19 protein-coding genes are annotated in these 16,113 nt (G+C 48.7%); 17 read left to right on the forward strand and 2 right to left on the reverse strand.

Annotated elements, in window-relative coordinates; genetic code table 11:
- Window positions 1–98: 98 nt before the first annotated feature.
- Window positions 99–359 (reverse strand): DUF1292 domain-containing protein, encoded by a 261-nt coding sequence (locus DWX26_RS12175; protein ID WP_022461956.1) that lies wholly within the window; start codon window positions 357–359, stop codon window positions 99–101.
- A 207-nt stretch (window positions 360–566) separates the two neighbouring features.
- Between DWX26_RS12175 and DWX26_RS12180 the strand changes: the two genes are divergently transcribed.
- The 16 genes from DWX26_RS12180 (at window position 567) to DWX26_RS12255 (ending at window position 14,823) form a co-directional block, all read left to right on the forward strand.
- The gene (locus DWX26_RS12180) at window positions 567–1,388 is read left to right on the forward strand and encodes an alpha/beta hydrolase (protein ID WP_022461955.1); all 822 of its coding nucleotides are present in this window, start codon (window positions 567–569) and stop codon (window positions 1,386–1,388) included.
- A gap of 27 nt (window positions 1,389–1,415) precedes the next feature.
- The gene (locus tag DWX26_RS12185) at window positions 1,416–1,943 is read left to right on the forward strand and encodes a cysteine hydrolase family protein (protein ID WP_118601512.1); all 528 of its coding nucleotides are present in this window, start codon (window positions 1,416–1,418) and stop codon (window positions 1,941–1,943) included.
- A gap of 19 nt (window positions 1,944–1,962) precedes the next feature.
- Complete coding sequence (locus DWX26_RS12190; RefSeq protein ID WP_118601513.1) at window positions 1,963–2,835, forward strand: alanyl-tRNA editing protein; 873 nt, start codon at window positions 1,963–1,965, stop codon at window positions 2,833–2,835.
- Complete coding sequence (gene ybaK / locus DWX26_RS12195) at window positions 2,835–3,317, forward strand: Cys-tRNA(Pro) deacylase (RefSeq protein WP_055219087.1); 483 nt, start codon at window positions 2,835–2,837, stop codon at window positions 3,315–3,317. The genes DWX26_RS12190 and ybaK overlap by 1 nt, the downstream gene beginning before the upstream one ends.
- Window positions 3,318–3,515: 198 nt before the next feature.
- Window positions 3,516–4,184 carry an A24 family peptidase gene (locus DWX26_RS12200; protein WP_147398127.1) on the forward strand — a complete coding sequence of 223 codons (669 nt, stop codon included), beginning with the start codon at window positions 3,516–3,518 and terminating at the stop codon, window positions 4,182–4,184.
- Entirely contained in the window at window positions 4,181–5,218 is a 1,038-nt protein-coding gene (locus DWX26_RS12205; protein ID WP_226906364.1) for a hypothetical protein, read from the forward strand. Before DWX26_RS12200 ends, DWX26_RS12205 begins: the two co-directional genes overlap by 4 nt.
- A complete protein-coding gene (locus DWX26_RS12210; protein ID WP_118601515.1) occupies window positions 5,215–6,393 on the forward strand; it encodes a CpaF family protein in 1,179 nt (392 codons plus the stop codon). Before DWX26_RS12205 ends, DWX26_RS12210 begins: the two co-directional genes overlap by 4 nt.
- Window positions 6,390–7,190 (forward strand): type II secretion system F family protein, encoded by an 801-nt coding sequence (locus DWX26_RS12215; protein ID WP_118601516.1) that lies wholly within the window; start codon window positions 6,390–6,392, stop codon window positions 7,188–7,190. The genes DWX26_RS12210 and DWX26_RS12215 overlap by 4 nt, the downstream gene beginning before the upstream one ends.
- A 71-nt stretch (window positions 7,191–7,261) precedes the next feature.
- Window positions 7,262–8,560, forward strand: a complete 1,299-nt coding sequence (locus DWX26_RS12220) for a type II secretion system F family protein (protein ID WP_118601517.1) — start codon at window positions 7,262–7,264, stop codon at window positions 8,558–8,560.
- Window positions 8,561–8,610: 50 nt separating this feature from the next.
- The gene (locus DWX26_RS12225; protein ID WP_022461946.1) at window positions 8,611–8,778 is read left to right on the forward strand and encodes a Flp1 family type IVb pilin; all 168 of its coding nucleotides are present in this window, start codon (window positions 8,611–8,613) and stop codon (window positions 8,776–8,778) included.
- A 156-nt stretch (window positions 8,779–8,934) separates the two neighbouring features.
- On the forward strand, window positions 8,935–10,467 hold the full coding sequence (locus DWX26_RS12230; protein ID WP_055226610.1) for a DUF5702 domain-containing protein: 1,533 nt from the start codon (window positions 8,935–8,937) through the stop codon (window positions 10,465–10,467).
- A gap of 166 nt (window positions 10,468–10,633) precedes the next feature.
- The gene (locus DWX26_RS12235) at window positions 10,634–11,371 is read left to right on the forward strand and encodes a hypothetical protein (RefSeq protein ID WP_147326115.1); all 738 of its coding nucleotides are present in this window, start codon (window positions 10,634–10,636) and stop codon (window positions 11,369–11,371) included.
- Window positions 11,372–11,471: 100 nt separating this feature from the next.
- Window positions 11,472–11,903, forward strand: a complete 432-nt coding sequence (locus DWX26_RS12240) for a prepilin peptidase (protein WP_022461943.1) — start codon at window positions 11,472–11,474, stop codon at window positions 11,901–11,903.
- A gap of 2 nt (window positions 11,904–11,905) precedes the next feature.
- Window positions 11,906–12,331, forward strand: a complete 426-nt coding sequence (locus DWX26_RS12245) for a TadE/TadG family type IV pilus assembly protein (RefSeq protein ID WP_238061911.1) — start codon at window positions 11,906–11,908, stop codon at window positions 12,329–12,331.
- A gap of 16 nt (window positions 12,332–12,347) precedes the next feature.
- Complete coding sequence (locus DWX26_RS12250; protein ID WP_118601518.1) at window positions 12,348–13,841, forward strand: DUF6382 domain-containing protein; 1,494 nt, start codon at window positions 12,348–12,350, stop codon at window positions 13,839–13,841.
- Window positions 13,842–14,148: 307 nt separating this feature from the next.
- Window positions 14,149–14,823 (forward strand): rhomboid family intramembrane serine protease, encoded by a 675-nt coding sequence (locus DWX26_RS12255; RefSeq protein ID WP_243030665.1) that lies wholly within the window; start codon window positions 14,149–14,151, stop codon window positions 14,821–14,823.
- Here DWX26_RS12255 and DWX26_RS12260 read toward each other — a convergent pair.
- Window positions 14,798–15,481, reverse strand: a complete 684-nt coding sequence (locus tag DWX26_RS12260) for a two-component system sensor histidine kinase NtrB (RefSeq protein WP_055219129.1) — start codon at window positions 15,479–15,481, stop codon at window positions 14,798–14,800. The genes DWX26_RS12255 and DWX26_RS12260 overlap by 26 nt on opposite strands.
- A gap of 203 nt (window positions 15,482–15,684) precedes the next feature.
- On the opposite strand from DWX26_RS12260, the gene DWX26_RS12265 reads away from it, so the two are divergent.
- Complete coding sequence (locus tag DWX26_RS12265) at window positions 15,685–16,101, forward strand: HIT family protein (protein ID WP_172680766.1); 417 nt, start codon at window positions 15,685–15,687, stop codon at window positions 16,099–16,101.
- Window positions 16,102–16,113: the final 12 nt, after the last annotated feature.

A 16,113-nucleotide genomic window follows, 5' to 3' on the forward strand; every position in this document is an offset into this window, starting at 1 on the left:
GGATTGAAACAAAGAAAGAGGAAAAATTAGAATAAAGAAAGAGCAGCATTTTACCGACGTGTGAAAGGTAAAAATGCTGCTCTTTTTGCGTGGCAGAATCAGTCGTCCAGATCGTTGCGCTCGCGGAAGATCTGATAAATGGTGTCGATCAGTTCATCGTCATCGAGGCCTTCGAACTCGGCTTCGTTGACATCGAGATTCTCGGAAATGATGCGCAGAATGTGTACCGGTTCGTCATCGCCGCCGTCGGCCGGATAGAGAACGGCGTACTCATCCTCCTTGTATTCTACGATATCCAGAAGCTCAAAACGGACAGAATTTCCGTCCTGATCGGTAAGGACAATAAGATTGGAATCCATAATTGCAATATACTCCTTTGTGTGTTATTTTTGCCGCTCAAAAACATGCAAATATAAATTTATTATACTATGAGCAATTGGATTTGAAAAGAAAAAAGTGTCTGGTGCGATACGCTTGATATTTTGCGCCGATACGGTATAATGACAACAGAGTAAAAACTGGCGGCTGTGGCCGTACCCGGAAAAATTGGGTGAAAGGAAGAACTTATGAATTATCAGGTATTAGATGTCAAAGTAAAAGATACAGAAGAAACTGCAAAATTATATACGTATTTTCTGGACAACTCGCGTGAGATTGCTCCGGAACGCGTGCGTCCGGTCATCGTGATCTGCCCGGGCGGCGGTTATGAATGGGTGTCCGAGCGTGAGGCAGAGCCGATTGCGCTGAAGTTTGTCGGAGCCGGTTACCACGCTGTTGTTCTGCATTACAGTGTTGCTCCGGCAGCTCACTATCCGACGGCACTCCGCCAGCTTGCCTGGACCGTTGCACATCTGCGGGAGCATGCGGCAGAATATCATATTGATCCGAACAAAGTAGTAGTAGCGGGATTTTCCGCAGGCGGCCATCTGGCAGCATCGTACGGTGTGTTCTGGAAAAAGAAAACATTCCTTGCAGAAGAACTTGGCGTAGACGCAGAGCAGCTTCGTCCGAACGGTCTGCTGTTATCCTACCCGGTTATCACATCCGGTCCGAAAGCGCACCGCGGATCCTTCACCAATCTGCTGGGAGACCGGTACGATGAGCTGGTAGACGAGATGTCTCTCGAGAATCAGGTCAGCCTCGATACGCCGAAGACCTTCCTGTGGCATACCGCGCCGGACGACTGCGTGCCGGTAGAAAACTCCATTCTGTTCTTTACTGCACTGCATGCACTGGAGATTCCGGTAGAAATGCATATTTATCCGGTCGGCGGCCACGGCCTTGGCCTTGCAAGCGAGGAGACACAGAGCTATGAATACCAGAACGCAGTACGCGAAGAGTGCCAGAGCTGGATTTCACTGGCACTGAGCTGGATGCAGCATTTATAAAAAAATGTCCCAGAAGGGAGAACAAAGATGAAAGTATTAATTGTAGTAGATATGCAGAATGATTTTATCGACGGAAGTATCGGCACGAAAGAGGCGGTCGGGATTGTTGACCGCGTTGCAGAGGTGATGGATTCGTTTGACGGAGCTGTTATCTGCACCAGAGATACCCATTTTGCGGATTATCTGGAAACGTCCGAGGGCAGAAAACTTCCGGTAGAGCATTGTATCGAAGGAACGAAGGGTCATGCACTGCAGGATACAATTCAGAAAATGGCGGAGAAAAAACAGGCCGTGGTGATGAATAAAATCACCTTCGGTGCAAAAAATCTGCCGGAGGAGATCGAAAAACTGGCAGGCGGCGTGCCGGAATTCATTGAACTCGTGGGACTCTGCACCGACATCTGCGTGATTTCCAATGCCATGCTGCTGAAAGCATTTTATCCGGAAGTGCCGATTTCTGTCGATGCATCCGCGTGCGCGGGCGTAACGCCGCAGAGTCATAAAAATGCATTGGAAGCTATGAAAATGTGCCAGATTGACATTGTAAACGAATAGACGGAAAAGAGGAAAAATTATGAGCACAACAAGATTATTTGATCAGGATGCGTACCTGGGTGAATTTGAGGCAACCGTAGAACGGAGCGTCTGCGAGGGCGGCATGTACCGCGTGCTGCTGGATCAGACCGCATTTTTCCCGGAGGGCGGCGGCCAGCCGGCAGATGAGGGAACACTGGATGGAATTTTTGTAACGGATGTACAGGAAATCGACGGCGAAATCTGGCATACCGTGGAAGCACCGCTCGAGCCGGGCAAAACGGTAGTTGGAAAACTTGACTTTGAAAAACGTTTTTCCAATATGCAGAATCACTGCGGAGAGCATATCGTGTCAGGTATCGTGCATCGGATTTACGGTTTCAACAACGTTGGATTCCATATGGGAAGTGATGTCATTACCGTTGATTTTGACGGTGTTCTGACCGAGGAGCAGCTCTACGATGTGGAGCAGGAGGCAAACAAAGCCGTGCTTCGAAATGTTCCGGTTACGATCAGTTATCCGTCAAAGGAAGAGCTGGAAACCATGGATTACCGGAGCAAAAAAGAGATCGAGGGCCAGGTGCGGATTGTGACGATCGAAGGCTGCGACAGCTGTGCGTGCTGCGGAACCCACGTTGCAAAAACAGGGGAAATCCGTCTGATCAAAATCTTAAGTGCCCAGAAATACAAAGGCGGCGTCCGCGTGACCATGCTTTCCGGTGAAAAAGCGTATGCGGATTACTGCTTAAAACACATCAATACCCTCGGCATTGCACGTTTACTTTCTGTAAAACCGGAAGAAGCCGGGGATGCTGTCGTACGGCTGAAACAGAAAAATATTGAGATGAAAAAAGAAATCAAACAGCTCAAAAAAGAACTGTATGCACTGCAGGGAGCACCGGAGAGAAAATAATGGCAAAAGAAAAAGAAATCAAAACAAATGCAATGCGGATTCTGGACCGCCAGAAAATCAAATACGAAGTTCTTCAATATGAATGCGATGAATTTATCGACGGGCTTCACACAGCAGAGAAAACCGGCGCGCCGGTCGAGCAGTCGTTTAAAACGCTTGTGGCGCAGGGCAAAAGCAAACAGTATTACGTGCTGGTGCTTCCGATTGCAGAGGAAGTAGACCTGAAAAAAGCCGCAAAAGCGGTGGGGGAGAAATCCATCGAGATGATCCATGTCAAAGATATCACTGCAGTCAGCGGATACGTCCGCGGCGGATGCAGCCCGATCGGAATGAAAAAACAGTATCCGACCGTGATTCAGGAATGTGCGGCACAATTTGATAAAGTTTACGTGAGCGGGGGAAGAATCGGAACCACGCTGTGCATGGCGCCGGAGGATCTGAAAAAGGTCAGCAGAGCGGAGTATGCGGATTTTATTCAGTAAAAACAGAAAAAACTGTATGGAAGCAGACCAGAGCGAAGAAAAAAGTTCTGGTCTGTTTCTTTTTGCTGTGATGCGGCTGGAAAATTTCTTTCAAAAAAGGATCATAAAATAATAGCCAAAAAGCAGCGGTGAAATTGCGATACGATTCTACGAATCCGCGAAAAACGGAAAACCTTTCACACGATTTTTCTTTTTGGTGTGAGAAATTTTCATCCCGTTTTTGGAGGCAATTCACAAACCGGAAAAAATTGCCGAAAACCGCTGGACAAATCGAAAAGAGGCAACTATAATGACCTCACAATCAAGTTGACCCAAACGAAACGGGAGGTGAGAGACAAAATGTCTTTGCAGCGCTGTCTGGTACTGACAGTTGCGACAGGGGCGGTATGGATGGATTTAAGAACACGCAGAATTGCAAATGAATGGATTATCACCGCATGGATCGTCGGGCTGGTTACACAGCTCATCCGCTATGGCGCCGCGGGAGCGGGTATTTTTCTTTTTGGGATGCTTTTCCCGATACTCGCACTTTACATTCTGTTCTATTTTCATATGCTGGGCGCGGGAGATATCAAACTCCTATCCGCTGTTGGAGGCTTTCTCGGTGTGCCAGCGATCCTGAAATGTATGATTGTGTCGTTCCTGTCTGGAGCGGTCTTATCTATCGGAATTATTCTCGTCTGCGGAAATTTACCGCAGCGTCTTACCAAATTTTTCAATTATTTCCAAACTTATTTTACCAAAAGAAAATACCAGAAAAAAACAGAGCCGGTTCCCTATTACGATGGGAAGTGGGGCATGGAGTGCATCCATTTTTCCGTTCCCGTGCTGATGGGAGTGCTGCTCTGGATTGGGGGATTTTATTGAATACTGCAAAGAAAAAGAGTGTTTTTGCAGTCTGTGACACGGAAATGGAATATGCACGCAATTTTATGGAATATCTGAACCAGAAGAGAAATATTCCGTTCGAAGTGCATGCATTTTCCAGTGCGGAGATGTTTCTGGAGTTCGCAAAGAATAACGAAACAGAGATTCTTCTGATTTCGGATAAAGCGATGAAAGAAGAGATCCGCCGGTATCCGATCCGTCAGATTATCATTCTGTCTGAGGGCGTACACAGTCCGGTGCTGGATCAGTATCCGGCGGTCTACAAATACCAGTCGTCGGAAAAGGTGATCCGCGAGGTCATGGCGTGCTACGGCGTAGAAAACGGTGTCGATACATCGCCTGCACTGCTGCCGAAAAAGGAAATGCGCATCATCGGCATTTATTCGCCGGTCGGACGGACGCAGAAGACCTCGTTTGCCCTGACGATGGGGCAGATTCTGGCGAAGGAGCGGGCAGTGCTGTATCTCAACATGGAGAGCTATTCCGGATTTGAACGGCTGCTGGAATGCAGTTACGACAGGGGGATGAGCGATATTCTGTATTATGCGAGACAGGAAAATCAGGGCATCATCTACAAACTGGGCGGAATGGTCCAGTCGATGCAGAACCTGGATTATCTGCCGCCCGCCGCATCGCCGATGGACATTCAGACTGCAAAATACGAAGAATGGAAATGGCTGTTTCAGGAGATTGAGAAGAACAGCAGTTATGAAGTGCTGATTCTCGACCTCGGGGATGGCGTGGCGGATTTGTATCAGATCCTGGATTTTTGCAATGAAATTTACGTTCCGATAAGGAATGATGTGATTTCTGCGGCAAAAATGGAGCAGTTTGAAAATTTGCTGCGCCGGTGGGACTGCCAGTCGGTGCTGGACAAGATGCGGAAAATCCACGTTCCGTTCCACACGGCAAACCGGACGGGAAAAGCCTACTTTGAGGAGCTTGTCTGGAGCGAGCTGGGCGACTATGTGCGTCAGATTCTGCGGGACGGCAGAAGAGGAGAAGAAACATGACAATGCCGGAAATTCTGCGGAGAAAACTGATGGAGCGGATCGATATCGCATCCGAACCGGATGACGGAGAGGTTCTCGAAGAGATTGACGGTCTGATTTTAGGGGAAGAAGAAACACGGTATCTTCCGGTGGCACAGAAGGCGGAGCTGCGCAGACAGCTGTTCTACAGTGTGCGGAGGCTCGATGTCCTGCAGGAGCTGCTGGAAGATGCGGCAATTACCGAAATTATGGTAAACGGTTATCAGCATATCTTCGTGGAACGGAACGGCAGAATCGAGAGATACGGCAAAAGCTTTACCTCCGCAGAAAAGCTGGAGGATGTGATTCAGCAGATTGTAGGCCGGTGCAACCGCGTGGTGAATGAACAGAATCCGATTGTGGATGCACGGCTGGAAAATGGAGACCGCGTCAACGTTGTCATGAAACCGGTCGCATTAAACGGACCGATTCTGACCATCCGCCGCTTTCCGGAGCAGGCGGTGACGATGGAATTTCTGGTCTCCATCGGGAGTATTACAAAAGAGGCGGCAGAGTTTCTGCAGGCTCTCGTCCGGACCCGCTACAGCATGATGATCGGCGGGGCGACCGGATCTGGCAAAACGACATTTCTGAATGTGCTTTCCGCCTACATTCCAAAGGGCGAGCGCATCATAACCATCGAAGACAATGCAGAGCTGCAGATCCAGGGTGTGGAGAATCTGGTGCGGCTGGAAGCAAAAGAGGCAAATCTGGAATCAGGAACAGAAATTACGATCCGCGATCTGATCCGCGCAGCTTTGCGTATGCGGCCGAACCGCGTAATTATCGGCGAAGTGCGCGGAGCGGAAACGTTTGAATTATTATCCGCACTCAATACCGGGCATGCGGGATCTTTGAGCACGGCACATGCAAACAGCGTGAAAGATATGATCTCCCGTCTGGAAACGATGGTGCTGATGGGAGTGCAGCTCCCGTTGGAAGCAATCCGCCGCCAGATTGCATCGGGAATCGAAATTCTCGTGCATTTAGGACGCGGAGAGGATGGAAGCCGTCGGGTGGAGGAGATCGCAGAGATCACAGGGATGGAGGAGGACGAAATCAAAACGGTTTCTTTGTTTCGAAGAGAATATGGGAGAGGCCTGCAAAAGACAGGCGAACTGGTACACAGAGAAAAACTGGAGGGGAAAACAGGATGAGAATACGTGAGGGAAGCCAGGCAAAGACGGGCATGGCAGAGGAGAAGGAGACGAAAGGGATCGACTATCAGACCTGGGAATTTACCGGTCGGGAATATCTCGAAATAGCGGGAATCAGTCTTGGGATTGCCGTCGCTGTGAACCTACTCTGTTACCGGGCGTGGTGGGCATGCATTGCTGTGGTTCCGGTTGGAATCGTATGTTTTCACACGTATCGGAAAAACCGGATTCAGAGACGGAAAGAGGAGCTGTACGACAGCTTCCGGGATCTGATTGCGTGGATGCACACGGCACTGCGTTCCGGCTATTCCATGGAAAATGCAGTGCTGGAGGCGGCAGGACAGCTGGAACAGTCGCTGGGAAAAGAAAACATTCTGGTACAGGAACTGCGCCGGATGCGTCATAAAATGATGATTTCCGTGCCGGTGGAACAACTGTTTCAGGATCTTGCGGTGCGAAGCCGCATTGACGATATTGCGACGTTTGCAAGTGTACTGGTGATTGCGAAGCGGACAGGAGGAAATGTCTGCGAGATCTTTCAGAATACGTGGGATATTTTCTGTACGAGAATTGACACGATGCGGGAAATCCGTGCGGGCGTTTCTTCCCGGCGGTTCGAGCAGAATATTATGAGTGTTGTGCCGTTCGGAATTCTGGGATATGTACAGCTTTCCTTTCCGGAATTCTTAAGTGTGATGTATGGGAATGTAATCGGGGTTTTCTTCATGAGCGGATGCCTTGCCGTGTATCTGGCGGCATGGGTGCTTGGAAAGAAGATTCTGGACATTGAGTTTTAAGAAGCAATTGAAGTTTAAAAAGTAAGACTGCGAATCATAACGATTCGTCCGCAAAAAAGGGGAGGAATCAAATGTTGTGGATTTGTCTGACCGCATGGGCGGGGCTGTTCATCTGGTATTTCCGGATGAGAAAAAAGGCGGAAGATCACAAATTGGTGAGACGGATTTTCTGCCTTGCAGCGACAGGGTTTATAGCGGGCACTGCACTCTGCCTTCCGATCGGAGTGCGAAAAGTTTCAGGAGATGAAAAAGCGGAACTTCAACTGGAACGGGGTGCCTTAGGCAGCCAACCGACAGAGGAAAAACTTGAGGTTTCTGTTGGAAATCAGAAACCGGAAAGAATTACACTGTCTGTACCTGCAAGAGCTTACAGCGCAGAAGAGATAGAAGAGGCGTTCAGTGCGGCGATAGAGGCGCTGGATGAAATCATCTTAGGTGGGAATCTGTCTTTTCATACGGTAAACAGAAACATGGATCTGGTTACGGAAATACCGGGAAGCCCGGTGGCGCTTAGCTGGGAAACAGACAGGCCGTTGTTGATTGACAGCCGGGGTTTGCTGTCAGACGAGATTCCCGAAGAAGGAGTGGAGGTTACGCTGAAAGCGGAACTGGAACTTCAGGGGGAAACAACAGAATATATACGGAAGGTTCAGGTCTATCCACCGGAGATAAAAGGGCGGGATGCGGTTCTTAGGGCACTGAAAAAAGCAGTGGAAAAAGAAAACGAAGCGCATCCCGAAGAAACAGCCTATTATCTGCCGGAGACACTGAACGGAGAAACTGTAACATGGTCAAAAGTGCCGGATCTGACAGGTCTGGAACTTATGGCACTTGCCGCGGCGGCAGGAGCAGTCTGCTGGGCGGCAAAAGGAAGGGAACAAGAAAAAGAAAGGCAGAAAAGAGAAGAACAGATGCTGCGGGATTATCCCGAAATTGTCAGCAAAATGGTTCTTCTTCTGGGTGCCGGGCTTGGGATGCGGAAAGTACTCGAGCGGATTGCAGTGGATTACCGGAAAAATCTGGCGCTTGGCGGGCAGAAACGTTTTGCCTATGAAGAGATTGTATTTACCTGCCAGGAGATGGAAAACGGTGTTTCCGAGCAGGAAGCGTACCAGCGCATGGGAATGCGTATGGGAACCGGAGCGTATCGTTCCCTTGCTGTTCTGCTGACGCAGAATCTGAAAAAAGGCAGTAAAGGACTGCTGGAATTATTGAAACAGGAATCGCAGGAGGCCTTTGAGGAGAGAAGAAGGCAGGCGAAAACAACAGGAGAAAAGGCATCGACAAAGCTTCTTCTTCCGATGGGCATGATGCTTGCGGTTGTATTGGTCATACTCACGGTTCCGGCATTTTTGTCCTTTTATGCATAGGGGATGTTTTTATCCCCACAACAGCTGGTAAAGAGAGGGAGGTGGGAATTATGAAGCTGATATCGGAGTTCTGGAAAGAGGAAGATGCGGTGGGTGTTGTGGAAGTGATTCTGATTCTCGTTGTGCTGATCGGACTCGTACTAATCTTTAAAAAGCAGCTTGTGAGTCTGGTCAACAGTCTGATGGAGAAAGTCACAAACCAGAGCAACACCGTATAAACGGGAAAATGTCCAATACGGAACTCCAAAGAAAAATTTAGAAGCCGGTACGGACCTATATGTCATTTGCATATCTGTGTCTCGGTATATCCTTTATCCGATCCACGGCATCTAAAGTTCGAAAAAGTAAAAGTAAAGTGGAAGGAGCTGTATCCCATGAGGGAAACAGAAAGACAGAAAAGATGGGCAGCCGGAAGCATAACAGCATATTTGTGTCTCGTTCTGATACTGATGCTTTCCCTGATTTCCGGGACAATTGCGTCGGTGCGAAATGCCCATGCACGGGTGATGACGGCCTGCGCAATGGAACAGGGACTGTATTCTCTGTTTGCCGGGTATGACAGAACACTGCTGGGACAGTACGAGCTGTTTTTTTATAACGGCGGGGATAAGAGCGGTGTCTGGAAACCTGAAACCATGAGCAGAAAAGTCGCAGAAACTGCGGGAGAAGTTCTGTCCCCCACTGCATCGGGGATGGGAATTCTATCAGGCAGTTTATCTGGCGGACAGGTTACAGAAGTTTATCTCGGCGGCTATCGTCTTGCGACAGACGAGGAGGGAAGTGCTTTCTCCCGTCAGATCTGTGAGGCAATGAAAGCCAGCCTTGGAACTTATGGAATACAGCAGCTTTCCCAGAAATTAAGAGGAGAACAGGAAACCGTGAAACGTCAGGAGGACGGACAGAGCGGTTACGAGGAAGAGGAGGTTTTAAAACAGTATGAAGAATCCAAACAGCCAGAAGAGGGAACAGAAAAAACAGAAGGTGAAGGAGAATCTGGAAACGGCACGCCTTCGGAACCGGATCAGAAGCAGCCGGTACCGGAAGATTTTGTGAATCCGATTGAGGTCATTCAAAAAGTAATGAAAATGGGAATTTTAGGACTGGTCCTCCCGGAAGGGCAGGCACTGTCGCAGGGGGAAACGGATGTATCGTTTCTTGCATCAAAACGGGAGCTGCAGAGCGGGTTTGGCATGGCAGAGTGTGGAAAAGAACTGAGCTTTGTGGATAAGATGCTTTCGTCCGAATATATTCTGTGGAAATTTCCGTGCTATACCAGCAAGGAGAAGAAGGAAGGGCTGCAGTGCCAGGTGGAATATGTGCTCTGCGGAAAAAACAGTGACCAGGATAATCTGGCGGGAACCGTGAACCGTCTGCTGGCGCTGCGGGAGGCGGCAAATCTGGTGTATCTGGCGAAAGATGCGCAGAAGCAGGGCGAGATGGAAGCAATGGCGGGGGTAATTGCCGCGTCATTTGGAGTTCCGGCGGCGATGCCGGTTGTGAAAATGGCACTTGCCGTGTGCTGGGCATTTGCAGAAAGCATTCTGGATCTGCGGGAACTGCTGGATGGTGGAAAAGTAGCACTGTTCAAAACGGCAGAATCGTGGCAGCTTTCTCTGGAACAGCTTCCGAAACTGCTGGAAACAGGGGATCAGAGCAGAAAAAATGCACCGGGCGGCATGGAGTATTCCGATTATCTGCGGCTGCTTTTGATGCAGAAATCGGGAAAAGCGGTAACGTTTGGAGCGATGGATCTGGTGGAATACAATATGCGGACAGAACAGCAGCAGCCGGGTTTCCGACTGGATTGCTGTGTCGATGAACTGGAAGCCGGTTTTACGGCGGTAATTGGGAAACGAGAGTATGAGATTACGAGAAATTATGGATATGAGATGCAGGGAGCAGCCTGAAAAATGGGATGACTCCGGCAGGGATACAAAAGGGTGTTCTTCTGAACGGCACATTTATTTCTGGAACCTTATCAAAAAACTTATCCACTCTTCCGGGAATTTTTATAAATCCGGATCAGGAGAGCAGCCTTTTGTAAAACGAAAATGGAACAGGGCAAGCCTGACGGTGGAAGCTTCACTGGCACTTCCTGTTTTTCTGATCGCGGTTCTTGTGTTATTAAAAATCGTGGATCTTTACCGGCTGCATGGAATGCTGACGGTATCTCTGCAGGAGTCCGCGCGGTATCTTTCCGTTTGTGCCTACGCGGTGGATGAGACGGGAAAAGAAACGTATGAAATACCAGAAACGGCCGCGTGCATTGCTTATGCAGAAGCAAAGATTCCAAAAGAAATCCGCGAAAATGGAATGGTGACACTGGCAGGAAGCCGTGTGAAAAATGGATGGCTGGAACTGAAAGCGATTTACTGGCCGAAAATGGGAAACCGCCTCGTTCCGGTGCGGAACCGGGGAATTGCAGCGTGTGCGAAAGTGCATCTGTTCTGCGGAAAGACAGAAGAGGAGGCGGATGAAGAAGAGGGCGAAGCAAAACAGATGGTGTGGGTGACTGAGAACGGCAGTGTGTATCATACCGATTCGTCGTGCAGTCATATCAATCTTTCGATCCAGGTTTCCTCACCGGGTGCGCTTGCGTGGAAACGGAATCAGGATGGAGAAAAATATAAGGAATGCGAACAGTGTGTGGGAAATGGCGCTGCGGGTGCGGAAGTTTACTATACGAAATACGGAAACCGGTATCATAACAGTCTTTCCTGCAAAGGGCTGAAACGTAAAGTAAAACTTGTAGCACTGGAACAGACGGATGGACTGCCGCAGTGCTCGAAATGCGCGAAAAAGGCGGCGTAAGAAAGCCGGATATGAGCAGAGCAGGTGTCTTCTTTCCGGGTGAGACCGGAAAGAAGGACGGTAAACAGAAACTCGGGTTTGCGGAAAGGAGGCCGCGGCTGTGTATCAGGAAGAAGTAAAGAGTGCAATTATATTGCTGTATCTGGGGATTCTTGCCGGAATGGATGTGAGGAAACGGCAGATCAGCCTTGTCCTGACCGGTGTTTTATTCCTTGCAGGCATTGGATGGCAGATTCTGGTGGAACAGACATCGTGGCTGGAATGGCTGCTGTCCCTGCTGCCGGGAGCAGGATTTCTGACGCTCAGTTATATATCACGGGAACAGGTGGGATACGGGGACGGCCTTCTGCTTCTGACGGTTGGAATCTGGCTGGGATTTGGGCAGACGTTCGGCGTTCTGACGCTGGGACTCATTCTCTGTTCGGTACTCTGCGGAGTTCTTCTGATGCGGAAGAAAATACGGAAACAGGATTCTATACCGCTGGTGCCGTTTCTGCTGCTTGGATTTGTGGGGAGGTGCGGAATGCTTTGAAAGTGAAAATGAGAAAAGCAAGTATTACGGTAGAGGCAGTTCTGGTCGTGCCGCTTGTTCTGATGGTGATTTTTCTTCTGTTGTCGCTGACATTTTTTGTGCACGCACGGAGCTGGTATACATTTGCGGCATATGAAAGCACAATGCTTGCCGCCAGTGAAGGCCGCCTGTCCGTGGAAAAAGGAGAGGCAGCCGCCCAAAGCCGGATGGAATGGTGGATTTCCCAGATACCGCTTCCGGCTGAACCGGTGACCGTACAGACGGTGTGCAGAGAAAAAGAGATTCAGATAAAAGCAGAAGGAAACATTCTGCCAATCTGGAGCCGGAACGCGTGGGAATATTCGGTTTTGAGTGAAAGCAGGAGAAACAATCCGGTGAAAACGATCCGGAAGATACGGGCAGTAAAACAGATCTGGAACCAGAAGTAAGGACGGAAGCGGAGAAATGCAGATTGATTATAAAAGAGATTTGAATCATACATATGTTATTTTACAGGAGGAAAAAGAGCCGGACACGGCGTCGTATCAGATCCGTATGCTGCTGACAAACGCAATCCCAGGGCTTTTGGACTGCAAAATCGGGAAAATGGATGATAAAACATTGTTTTACTATGAAGTGACATCAAGGCAGTCACTTCAGAGTGTGTTTGAACAGCGCTCGATTGGGGCGGAGGCGCTGCGGAAACTGTTTGAACAGCTGCTGGATCTTCTCGAAGAACTGGGGCAGTACCTGCTTGCACCGGACGGCCTCGTTCTGCAGCCGGAGCTGGTTTTTGCAGATGCAAATCTGGAGAACTTTTCCTTCTGTTATCTGCCGGGAAAGCAGAGACACACAGGCTGTTTTCAGAAGCAGATCCGGGAGCTGATGGAATATCTGCTGCCGAAGCTGGATCACCAGGAGCAGGATGCGGTAGTACTCGGGTATGGACTGTATCGGGAGATTTCGGCGGAGATCTTTTCGGTTGAGATGATTCAGGCACTCTTATATCAGACAGGGAAAGAGAAGAAAGAAACGACGGAGCAGGAGGGAAAAGAGCGTCCCAGGGAAGAAAATCCGCCTGTACAGATGGAGGAAACACTTTGGGGAGAACAAGAAGCGGAAGCGGCGGAAAATTTTTTTGTGGAAGCGGAGGAAGAAAAGGATGAGGGACGCTGGAAAAATATTGTGGAAGCAGTGATCTGCATCGGATTTCTGGGAGGTGTGCTGGCACTGCGGTGGACACAGGCCGAAACTGTTTGGTATCTGGTGCTGGGAGGAGCGGCGGCTGTTGTGGGAATTGTAAGTCTGGCATTGGAACTTGTCAGTCGATGGAAAAAGCGGCAGTCGGGAACAGAAACAGGAAGCTATGGGAAGGCCGCAGGAATCCGGAAACAAGGAGAAACAGGAGATGTATTTTCGGAATATCAGAATCGGAAGGGCCTAAAACAGAAAGATGGAACATGGAATCCGAAAAGCGATACAGAACAGCAGGGATGGAAAAGGGATTCCTCAGTCGAAAAAGAGAAAACATGGGAAAAGAATGAAGAACAGGAAAACAGAAAGATGCACAGCCTGATGGAATTGGAGGGGCATGAAGAGGATCTGTTTGGAAAAACGGAACTGCTGACCAGCCCGGAGGATGAGGGAAGGGCATATCTGATTCCGATAGATCCGATTGATCTTCCGCTGATTCCGATTGAACGCGGAAGCACATTGATTGGAAAACTGTCAGCGGCGGCAGATGTAATTCTGCCATACCGTACGGTAAGCCGCCTTCACGCAAAGCTGGTCAGTACAGAAGAGGGAGATTATCTGCTGGATCTGAATTCGCGGAACGGAACAACGGTGAATGGCGTTCCATTGATGGGCGAGACAAAAAAGAAGCTGGAGGATGGAGACGATATCTCATTTGCCGGGAAGAAATACCGGTATAAGGCGGGAGAGAAAAACAGAAATTAGAGAAAAATGACGCATTACACTTTTTCGATTTGGAGAAAGCGCTGGATGCGTTATTTTTAATATGGCAGAATGATCAAAGAAAAAAGTTATGCGAATGAAACAAAAATATTATAGAAAAGAAAATTATGCATAAAATTAAAAAAAGAAATAATGTAAAAAATAATGTCATAAAACGTCGAAAGTCGTCGTGAAGCGTCAATAATTGTCGAAAAACGTTTATCAAAAAAGAAAAAAATTTGACGATTTCTTGCATTTACAAGTGAATTAAATTATAATAAAAAAATAGCACAGATAAGGAAATGATGTAATGGAAGAACAAAGGAAAAACAGTTACGATCCGAACGAAGATATCGTGGACCGTATGTGGAAGAGATCAAAAAACAGCATCAATCTGGTCATCGTTGTATGCAATATTCTGGTATTCCTTGCAGTCACACTGACCGGAGGGACAGAGAGCTCCAGACATATGATGGACTGCGGTGCGGCGTATGCGCCGCTGATTGAGAGCGGAGAATACTATCGCCTGTTTACGAGTATGTTTCTTCACTTTGGCATCCAGCATCTGATCAACAACATGCTGCTTCTTTTGTTCCTTGGGGATTACCTGGAACGCGCAGCTGGAAAGATCCGTTATCTGGTCATCTATCTGGGCGGCGGACTCGTCGGAAATCTGTGCTCGTATCTGCATGAACTGTCCCTGATGAAAACAGGGGAAGCACCGGCAGTTTCCGCCGGCGCTTCGGGAGCGATTTTTTCTGCTGTCGGAGCGATGCTTGTTCTTCTGGCATTTCGGAAAGGAAGGCTGGAGGATCTCACCTTCCGGCGGATGGCCGTCATGGCTGTCCTTTCGCTGCTGGTCGGATTCCAGTCTTCAAATGTGGACAACTTCGCACACATCGGCGGTTTTCTGGCAGGTGCAGTCCTGATGGCGGTTCTCTATCCGGGAATGGCAAGGATCAGGAAAAGGGGAAAACGACCGTAAAGGTGCTTCCTTCCCCGGGAACGGAAGAAACGGAAATCGTGCCGTCGTGTGCGGTTACAATTTCCTTGCAGATGGCAAGTCCAAGGCCGGTTCCGTTTTTCTTATGTGTGACAAAAAGGTCAAAGAGAGTCGGCAGATCCTCGGCGGGGATTCCGCAGCCAGTGTCCTGCACACGGATGGTCAGAAAGTCACCGTCGAAACAGAGAGAGATTTTGATCGTTCCGCCGGAAGGCATTGCTTCCGCCGCATTTCGGATCAGGTTCAGAAAAAGCTGACGAAATTGCGTGGTATCAAGGGCAAAGCGCGGAATGGCAGATTCCTTGACAAGTTCAATGGAAACCTGTTGTTTTTCGAGGAGAACGCCGGTATCGGCACAGAGATTCTGGAGCAGAAGATAAGGATTCACGTAAGCGCGTACCGCCCGATATGAATGATTATAGCAGGAGAGCTCATCGAGCAGGGAGTTCAGAAAAGCCATATTTTCCTGGATTTTCTGAAAATAGAGATCGTTGGAAAGCTCCGGATGCGCTAAAAGAAGAAGCTGATGAAAGCTGTGGATAACCGCAACAGGATTTCGAACCTCATGTGAAATCCGGGAAATCATAGCGTGACATTCTTCCGATAAGCCCTGTGAATTGGTTGTTGGTTCTTTTGACATAGCCGTATCCTCCTTATGATGCGTAGGTAATGATTTTTGATTAGGCAAAAGTTTAGCATTGAAAAGGGGGAGCGCGCAACAAAAAGCGTTCTGCATTATTTGACATTTTTCGACAAATAGTGAGAAAATAGAGTTGTTCGGAACCGTGCAGAACGGGATTCGGAGCAACAGAAGAATTAAAAAAAGTAAAGGAGAAAAAGATCATGGATTGTATTTTTTGTAAATTAGCAAACGGAGAAATTCCAACCGCGACATTGTATGAGGACGATGAGTTCCGTGTCATTCTGGATCAGGGACCGGCAACGAAAGGACATGCGCTGATTCTTCCAAAACAGCATTTTGCAAACATTTATGAAATTCCGGATGAAACCGCAGCGAAAGCAATGATTCTCGGCAAAAAAATGGCGACGGCCATGACGAAAGCGCTTCATTCTGATGGCTTCAATCTGGTACAGAACAATGGTGAGGCAGCAGGACAGACGGTATTCCACTTCCATATGCATCTGATTCCAAGATATGAAGGTGACAATGCCGGTATTGCTGCATGGAAGCAGGGAACTCTCGAGGATGCGGTAAAAGAGCAGATCATTGAGAGCGTGACGGCAGAGCTGAAGGCCTGAGAAAAGGCTGGC

Source organism: Blautia sp. AF19-1 (assembly GCF_003479155.1).
GTDB lineage: Bacteria > Bacillota > Clostridia > Lachnospirales > Lachnospiraceae > Fusicatenibacter > Fusicatenibacter saccharivorans.

Bases quoted from the DNA above. Each gene is read 5' to 3' on its own strand.
- DWX26_RS12175 (WP_022461956.1), bottom strand. From the start codon at position 359: ATGGATTCCAATCTTATTGTCCTTACCGATCAGGACGGAAATTCTGTC.
- DWX26_RS12180 (WP_022461955.1), top strand. From the start codon at position 567: ATGAATTATCAGGTATTAGATGTCAAAGTAAAAGATACAGAAGAAACT.
- DWX26_RS12185 (WP_118601512.1), top strand. From the start codon at position 1,416: ATGAAAGTATTAATTGTAGTAGATATGCAGAATGATTTTATCGACGGA.
- DWX26_RS12190 (WP_118601513.1), top strand. From the start codon at position 1,963: ATGAGCACAACAAGATTATTTGATCAGGATGCGTACCTGGGTGAATTT.
- ybaK (WP_055219087.1), top strand. From the start codon at position 2,835: ATGGCAAAAGAAAAAGAAATCAAAACAAATGCAATGCGGATTCTGGAC.
- DWX26_RS12210 (WP_118601515.1), top strand. From the start codon at position 5,215: ATGACAATGCCGGAAATTCTGCGGAGAAAACTGATGGAGCGGATCGAT.
- DWX26_RS12215 (WP_118601516.1), top strand. From the start codon at position 6,390: ATGAGAATACGTGAGGGAAGCCAGGCAAAGACGGGCATGGCAGAGGAG.
- DWX26_RS12220 (WP_118601517.1), top strand. From the start codon at position 7,262: ATGTTGTGGATTTGTCTGACCGCATGGGCGGGGCTGTTCATCTGGTAT.
- DWX26_RS12225 (WP_022461946.1), top strand. From the start codon at position 8,611: ATGAAGCTGATATCGGAGTTCTGGAAAGAGGAAGATGCGGTGGGTGTT.
- DWX26_RS12230 (WP_055226610.1), top strand. From the start codon at position 8,935: ATGAGGGAAACAGAAAGACAGAAAAGATGGGCAGCCGGAAGCATAACA.
- DWX26_RS12250 (WP_118601518.1), top strand. From the start codon at position 12,348: ATGCAGATTGATTATAAAAGAGATTTGAATCATACATATGTTATTTTA.
- DWX26_RS12255 (WP_243030665.1), top strand. From the start codon at position 14,149: ATGGAAGAACAAAGGAAAAACAGTTACGATCCGAACGAAGATATCGTG.
- DWX26_RS12260 (WP_055219129.1), bottom strand. From the start codon at position 15,481: ATGTCAAAAGAACCAACAACCAATTCACAGGGCTTATCGGAAGAATGT.
- DWX26_RS12265 (WP_172680766.1), top strand. From the start codon at position 15,685: ATGGATTGTATTTTTTGTAAATTAGCAAACGGAGAAATTCCAACCGCG.